This window comes from Larsenimonas rhizosphaerae (genome assembly GCF_023700005.1).
GTDB lineage: Bacteria > Pseudomonadota > Gammaproteobacteria > Pseudomonadales > Halomonadaceae > Larsenimonas > Larsenimonas rhizosphaerae.
This window is the reverse complement of sequence record NZ_JAMLJK010000008.1, coordinates 1-5,690: the sequence shown is the minus strand read 5'-3', so window position 1 is coordinate 5,690 and position 5,690 is coordinate 1. Positions and strand designations below refer to the sequence as shown.

General features: G+C 53.9%; 2 tRNA genes and 3 rRNA genes. All 5 read left to right on the top strand.

The features are described from left to right. Positions 1-446: 446 nt before the first annotated feature. The 5 genes from NAT21_RS15440 (at position 447) to rrf (ending at position 5,667) form a co-directional block, all read left to right on the top strand. Positions 447-1,986: ribosomal RNA gene (locus NAT21_RS15440) — 16S ribosomal RNA — on the top strand. A gap of 69 nt (positions 1,987-2,055) precedes the next feature. After that, a tRNA-Ile gene (locus tag NAT21_RS15435) sits at positions 2,056-2,132 on the top strand. A gap of 76 nt (positions 2,133-2,208) precedes the next feature. Then, positions 2,209-2,284: transfer RNA gene (locus NAT21_RS15430), tRNA-Ala, on the top strand. Between the two features lie 258 nt (positions 2,285-2,542). Beyond that, positions 2,543-5,437: ribosomal RNA gene (locus tag NAT21_RS15425) — 23S ribosomal RNA — on the top strand. Between the two features lie 114 nt (positions 5,438-5,551). Next, a 5S ribosomal RNA gene (gene rrf, locus NAT21_RS15420) occupies positions 5,552-5,667 on the top strand. Together the 16S, 23S and 5S rRNA genes with 2 tRNA genes alongside form the textbook arrangement of a ribosomal RNA operon. Positions 5,668-5,690 lie beyond the last annotated feature (23 nt).

Sequence of the window (5,690 nt, the reverse complement as noted above, 5' to 3'; positions counted from 1 at the left end):
GCGTAAAGTACGCATCCGCTGCCGGGGACGTCGCAAACGGCCAGGCAGCTGAAGTAGCGCAACCTACTGATTTGGTTTTGATTTTCAGGATTGATCGAAAAGAAAAACATTGACAGGTCGGCAGGATTCGGTAGAATGCAGCGCACTTCATCGGACGTCGCTTCCGGGGGTTGAGAGCAGCACATCGCTTTCACGTCAGAACAGGTTGTTCTGGTCACCGCCGAAAAATGAAGCTTGACAGTTCGAATCGGATACGTATAATACGCATCCACTCGCTACACGGCACAGCCGGTAACGAGACGCTCTTTAACAAGTCGATCAGGTAATTTGTGTGGGCGCTTGGCTCGGGGTGATGATCACATCACCAAATATCGAGATCAAGCGACTCGTCAAGAGTAGTAGAAGTCTCGAGCCAGAATTGTCACCTCAAGTGACTAATTGATTTAAAACTGAAGAGTTTGATCATGGCTCAGATTGAACGCTGGCGGCAGGCTTAACACATGCAAGTCGAGCGGTAACAGATCCAGCTTGCTGGATGCTGACGAGCGGCGGACGGGTGAGTAATGCATAGGAATCTGCCCGGTAGTGGGGGATAACCTGGGGAAACCCAGGCTAATACCGCATACGTCCTACGGGAGAAAGCAGGGGATCTTCGGACCTTGCGCTATCGGATGAGCCTATGTCGGATTAGCTTGTTGGTGAGGTAATGGCTCACCAAGGCGACGATCCGTAGCTGGTCTGAGAGGATGATCAGCCACACTGGGACTGAGACACGGCCCAGACTCCTACGGGAGGCAGCAGTGGGGAATATTGGACAATGGGCGGAAGCCTGATCCAGCCATGCCGCGTGTGTGAAGAAGGCTTTCGGGTTGTAAAGCACTTTCAGCGGGGAAGAAATCCTGACGGTCAATACCCGTCAGGGGCGACATCACCCGCAGAAGAAGCACCGGCTAACTCCGTGCCAGCAGCCGCGGTAATACGGAGGGTGCAAGCGTTAATCGGAATTACTGGGCGTAAAGGGCGCGTAGGCGGTCTGTCACGCCGGGTGTGAAAGCCCCGGGCTCAACCTGGGAATTGCATCCGGAACGGGCGGACTTGAGTGCAGGAGAGGAAGGTAGAATTCCCGGTGTAGCGGTGAAATGCGTAGAGATCGGGAGGAATACCAGTGGCGAAGGCGGCCTTCTGGACTGACACTGACGCTGAGGCGCGAAAGCGTGGGTAGCAAACAGGATTAGATACCCTGGTAGTCCACGCCGTAAACGATGTCTACTAGCCGTTGGGTCCCTTGAGGACTTGGTGGCGCAGTTAACGCAATAAGTAGACCGCCTGGGGAGTACGGCCGCAAGGCTAAAACTCAAATGAATTGACGGGGGCCCGCACAAGCGGTGGAGCATGTGGTTTAATTCGATGCAACGCGAAGAACCTTACCTACCCTTGACATCCAGAGAAGTCGCTAGAGATAGCTTCGTGCCTTCGGGAACTCTGAGACAGGTGCTGCATGGCTGTCGTCAGCTCGTGTTGTGAAATGTTGGGTTAAGTCCCGTAACGAGCGCAACCCCTATCCCTATTTGCCAGCGGTCCGGCCGGGAACTCTAGGGAGACTGCCGGTGACAAACCGGAGGAAGGTGGGGACGACGTCAAGTCATCATGGCCCTTACGGGTAGGGCTACACACGTGCTACAATGGCAGGTACAAAGGGTTGCGAAGCGGCGACGTGAAGCTAATCCCATAAAGCCTGCCTCAGTCCGGATTGGAGTCTGCAACTCGACTCCATGAAGTCGGAATCGCTAGTAATCGTGGATCAGAATGCCACGGTGAATACGTTCCCGGGCCTTGTACACACCGCCCGTCACACCATGGGAGTGGACTGCACCAGAAGTGGTTAGCTTAACCTTCGGGAGAGCGATCACCACGGTGTGGTTCACGACTGGGGTGAAGTCGTAACAAGGTAGCCGTAGGGGAACCTGCGGCTGGATCACCTCCTTAAACGATATGACACACCCCGGCCAACGCGCCCACAACAAATTACCTGATCGGATAGAGCGAAGACTGTTTGGGTCTGTAGCTCAGTTGGTTAGAGCGCACCCCTGATAAGGGTGAGGTCGGCAGTTCGAGTCTGCCCAGACCCACCAAATTTATTCAGTTCGCCCTCGATTGATGCCCTGCTTTCCTTGAGCACATCACGACCATGACCTGAATGAATATCAAGGGGCCATAGCTCAGCTGGGAGAGCGCCTGCCTTGCACGCAGGAGGTCAGCGGTTCGATCCCGCTTGGCTCCACCATCTCTCTCGACAGTCTCCGTAGTACCCTGTAAGGGTATAGTGAAAAGATGACAGTTCATGTCGTTTTCTCACTGTTCCTTGAACAGTACGCTCTTTAACAATATGGATCATGCTGACGCAGGTCAGTGTCACGAACGCCTTCAGGCAACTGAAGTGCTGTGAATGATGCTGATCTGCAAAATTGAGATACGTTTCAAGCGTATCCGGCGAATCGTACTAAAAACGATTAATCACTGATCAGACCCCTTGGGGTTATATGGTCAAGCGATTAAGCGCACACGGTGGATGCCTAGGCAGTCAGAGGCGATGAAAGACGTGATAGCCTGCGATAAGCGTCGGTGAGGTGGCAAATAACCTGTGACCCGGCGATCTCTGAATGGGGAAACCCACTTACCATCAGGTAAGTATCCATGAGTGAATACATAGCTCATGGAGGCGAACCGGGGGAACTGAAACATCTAAGTACCCCGAGGAAAAGAAATCAACCGAGATTCCCCAAGTAGCGGCGAGCGAACGGGGACCAGCCCTTAAGCCATGGGGCCAATAAGCGAACAGGGTGGGAAACCTGACGATACAGGGTGATAGTCCCGTAGCTGAAATTCAACCATGGTGAAATCGAGTAGGTCGGGGCACGAGAAACCCTGACTGAACATGGGGGGACCATCCTCCAAGGCTAAATACTCCTGACTGACCGATAGTGAACCAGTACCGTGAGGGAAAGGCGAAAAGAACCCCGGAGAGGGGAGTGAAATAGATCCTGAAACCGTGTGCGTACAAGCAGTGGGAGCAGACTTGTTCTGTGACTGCGTACCTTTTGTATAATGGGTCAGCGACTTATTTTCAGTAGCGAGCTTAACCGTATAGGGGAGGCGTAGGGAAACCGAGTCTTAAATGGGCGATCAGTTGCTGGAAATAGACCCGAAACCGGGCGATCTATCCATGGGCAGGTTGAAGGTTGAGTAACATCAACTGGAGGACCGAACTCAAGTATGTTGAAAAATGCTGAGATGACCTGTGGATCGGAGTGAAAGGCTAATCAAGCCCGGAGATAGCTGGTTCTCCTCGAAAACTATTTAGGTAGTGCCTCACGTATCACCGCCGGGGGTAGAGCACTGTTTCGGCTAGGGGCCCATCCCGGGTTACCAACCCGAGGCAAACTCCGAATACCGGTGAGTGCAGCGTGGGAGACACACGGCGGGTGCTAACGTCCGTCGTGAAAAGGGAAACAACCCAGACCGCCAGCTAAGGCCCCCAATTCCTGGTTAAGTGGGAAACGATGTGGGAAGGCTCAGACAGCTAGGAGGTTGGCTTAGAAGCAGCCATCCTTTAAAGAAAGCGTAATAGCTCACTAGTCGAGTCGGCCTGCGCGGAAGATGTAACGGGGCTCAAACCAGGAGCCGAAGCTGCGGGTGCATCACTTGAGTGATGCGCGGTAGAGGAGCGTTGTGTACGTCTGTGAAGGTGTATCGAGAGGTATGCTGGAGATATCACAAGTGCGAATGCTGACATGAGTAACGATAAGGGGAGTGAAAACCTCCCCCGCCGGAAGACCAAGGGTTCCTGTTCGACGTCAATCGGAGCAGGGTGAGTCGGTTCCTAAGGCGAGGCCGAAAGGCGTAGTCGATGGAAAACGGGTTAATATTCCCGTACCAGATTATATTGCGATGGGGGGACGGAGAAGGCTAGGTAAGCCAGGCGTTGGTTGTCCTGGTGAAAGCATGTAGGCCGAGTGATCAGGCAAATCCGATCACTTAAAGCCGAGATGCGAGACGAACGGTCTACTTGTAGACCGGAAGTTATCGATGCCACGCTTCCAGGAAAAGCCTCTAAGCTTCAGATATAATGTGACCGTACCCCAAACCGACACAGGTGGTCAGGTAGAGAATACCAAGGCGCTTGAGAGAACTCGGGTGAAGGAACTAGGCAAAATGGCACCGTAACTTCGGGAGAAGGTGCGCCGGCTTAGGGTGAAGGGACTTGCTCCTGGAGCTCGAACCGGTCGAAGATACCAGGTGGCTGCAACTGTTTATTAAAAACACAGCACTCTGCTAACGCGCAAGCGGACGTATAGGGTGTGACGCCTGCCCGGTGCCGGAAGGTTAATTGATGGTGTTAGCGCAAGCGAAGCTCTTGATCGAAGCCCCGGTAAACGGCGGCCGTAACTATAACGGTCCTAAGGTAGCGAAATTCCTTGTCGGGTAAGTTCCGACCTGCACGAATGGCGTAATGATGGCCACACTGTCTCCACCCGAGACTCAGTGAAATTGAAATCGCTGTGAAGATGCAGTGTTCCCGCGGCTAGACGGAAAGACCCCGTGAACCTTTACTATAGCTTCACACTGGATGCTGATGTTGTTTGTGTAGGATAGCTGGGAGGCTTTGAACCCTGGACGCCAGTTCAGGGGGAGCCAACCTTGAAATACCAGCCTGACATCATTGGCGTTCTAACCTCGCACCGTTATCCGGTGCAGGGACAGTGTGTGGTGGGTAGTTTGACTGGGGCGGTCTCCTCCTAAAGAGTAACGGAGGAGCACGAAGGTACCCTCAGCACGGTTGGAAATCGTGCAATGAGTGCAAGAGCATAAGGGTGCTTGACTGCGAGACGGACATGTCGAGCAGGTGCGAAAGCAGGTTCTAGTGATCCGGTGGTTCTGTATGGAAGGGCCATCGCTCAACGGATAAAAGGTACTCCGGGGATAACAGGCTGATACCGCCCAAGAGTTCACATCGACGGCGGTGTTTGGCACCTCGATGTCGGCTCATCACATCCTGGGGCTGAAGTCGGTCCCAAGGGTATGGCTGTTCGCCATTTAAAGTGGTACGCGAGCTGGGTTTAGAACGTCGTGAGACAGTTCGGTCCCTATCTGCCGTGGGCGTCGGAAGTTTGAGAAGAGCTGCTCCTAGTACGAGAGGACCGGAGTGGACGAACCTCTGGTGTTCCGGTTGTCACGCCAGTGGCATTGCCGGGTAGCTATGTTCGGACGGGATAACCGCTGAAAGCATCTAAGCGGGAAGCCCCCTTCAAGATGAGACTTCCCTGGGGCCTCGAGCCCCCTGAAGGACCCTCGAAGACTACGAGGTGATAGGCGCGGTGTGTAAGTGTCGTCAAGATATTGAGCTAACGCGTACTAATTGTCCGTGAGGCTTGACCATATAACACCCAAGTGGTCTGTGATTAATCCGCCGGATACGTCCGAAACGGTCTCGATCAACAGCATGATCCCGAATTCGCCGGAGGTGGCCTCGCCATCTCCAGCACCTGTTACGCCTGACGACCATAGCGAGCCGGAACCACCCGATCCCATGCCGAACTCGGAAGTGAAACAGCTTAGCGCCGATGGTAGTGTGGAGCTTCTCCATGCGAGAGTAGGTCATCGTCAGGCATCTATACCAAAGCCCCCGGTCA